We start from the raw sequence: 1,290 nt of genomic DNA, 5'->3' as shown, positions 1-1,290 counted from the left end.
AATAACGTTCGTCAGCAGCACGGGCGTATCGAGCGGGAACGCGGTAGCGTCCGCATCTTCGGCCGTGCAGACGACGCCGACGATCGCCGTCGAGACAGCGCGGATCGGCCGCGTGCCCTGGTTGATTTCTTCGACGCGTACGCCGTGGTGATAGTCCTGCGCCATGTTGTGCCGCTCCTGTAGTTGGTTCGTGTGGGAGTTGTCCCGGTGGATCTGCCGGCGTCAGGCCGGGATGGTTTTCACTGCGTCCGCGACGATTTCCGCGCCCGAAAACAGGTAGCGGTTCTGCGTGCCGAAATACTGCGTCGGATCGGTGTCGCCTTCGGCGGGCTTCGCCTGCACGAGCATTTGTTCTGCGTGGCGAAATGAATCCGAACCCTCGGGCGGAATGCCGGTGAGCGCGATCGCGGTCGCCATGCCGAGCGGGCTTTTACCGGCCTTGAACGTTTCTTCGGTGTAGTAGCTCAGGACCATCGCCGACGTGGTGTTCGAGCTGCGGCTGACGTTGACGCCGTCGATGACGTGATACGCCGCCGGGACGCCGATTGCGTCGATGAGGATTGTTTTCTTGAGTGCCATGTCTTGAGCCCTTCAGGATTGGATAGCGTTGGTGGTGCCAGTGCCGTTTATTGGGCGGTGCCGGCGTCTGCCGCCGGCGTTTGTGCGGTCTGCATCTGTTCGCCAAACTGCGCATGCGCCGTGTCCATGACCGGCTGTGCAACGCGGTACGGCAGCTCGGCCAGGGCCGACAGGACGATTTCCATGCGGTCCGTCGGCAAGGTGAGCGTGAGGGTTTTGGGCCTGTTCATCGTTGGTACTCCGGGTTCGGGTTGAAGGCTGGTTTTCAGGCCGGCATGGCCGGCCAATGAACGTCGAAAGGAAAGTCGGGTTGTCCGGTCAGGTCACGCAGCGTCTGGCGGTACTGTTGCCAGGCGGCCGCTTGAGCTTTCAGGTCGGGCGGCGCATCTTGCGGCGGGTTGGCCTTGCCGTCCGTCGCGACGAGCAGCCGGTCGCGGTACGTGCGAATCAACGCCGCGCGGTAGGTCGACTCGTTCGCGGCGAACTCCGCTTTGAGCGTGCCGGCGTCGGGCTGCGGAATTTCGGCGCTTTTCCAGACCGCAATGAACGGCTCGCCGGTCTGCCTGTTCGTGGCCGGATCGACCGGATGGCCGACGAGGAAATCGCGGCCATGCACCAGCGCGGGAAACTTCGTCTGGATGACGGTTATCAGCATGTCGTGCGTGTACAGAATGGGTTCCATGTGAGCCGGTCCTATTGATTGCGTAGCCA

3 protein-coding genes and 1 pseudogene are annotated in these 1,290 nt (G+C 62.8%); all 4 read right to left on the bottom strand.

The window, feature by feature from the left end; all coding sequences use genetic code 11:
- A pseudogene (locus tag BX591_RS37110) lies at window positions 1-165 on the bottom strand (phage tail protein); the annotation flags it as partial.
- Window positions 166-222: 57 nt separating this feature from the next.
- Window positions 223-579, bottom strand: a complete 357-nt coding sequence (locus tag BX591_RS35900) for a hypothetical protein (RefSeq protein ID WP_035557106.1) — start codon at window positions 577-579, stop codon at window positions 223-225.
- Window positions 580-626: 47 nt separating this feature from the next.
- Window positions 627-809, bottom strand: coding sequence for a hypothetical protein (locus BX591_RS35895; protein ID WP_111936026.1), 183 nt, complete (start codon window positions 807-809; stop codon window positions 627-629).
- 35 nt (window positions 810-844) lie between these two features.
- Window positions 845-1,261: an XkdW family protein gene (locus BX591_RS35890; protein WP_111936025.1), complete on the bottom strand. Its 417-nt coding sequence runs from the start codon at window positions 1,259-1,261 to the stop codon at window positions 845-847.
- Window positions 1,262-1,290 lie beyond the last annotated feature (29 nt).

Source organism: Paraburkholderia bryophila, assembly GCF_003269035.1.
GTDB classification, from domain to species: domain Bacteria; phylum Pseudomonadota; class Gammaproteobacteria; order Burkholderiales; family Burkholderiaceae; genus Paraburkholderia; species Paraburkholderia bryophila.
The sequence above is the reverse complement of the archived record's forward strand: the minus strand, read 5'-3'. Positions and strand labels throughout refer to the sequence as shown.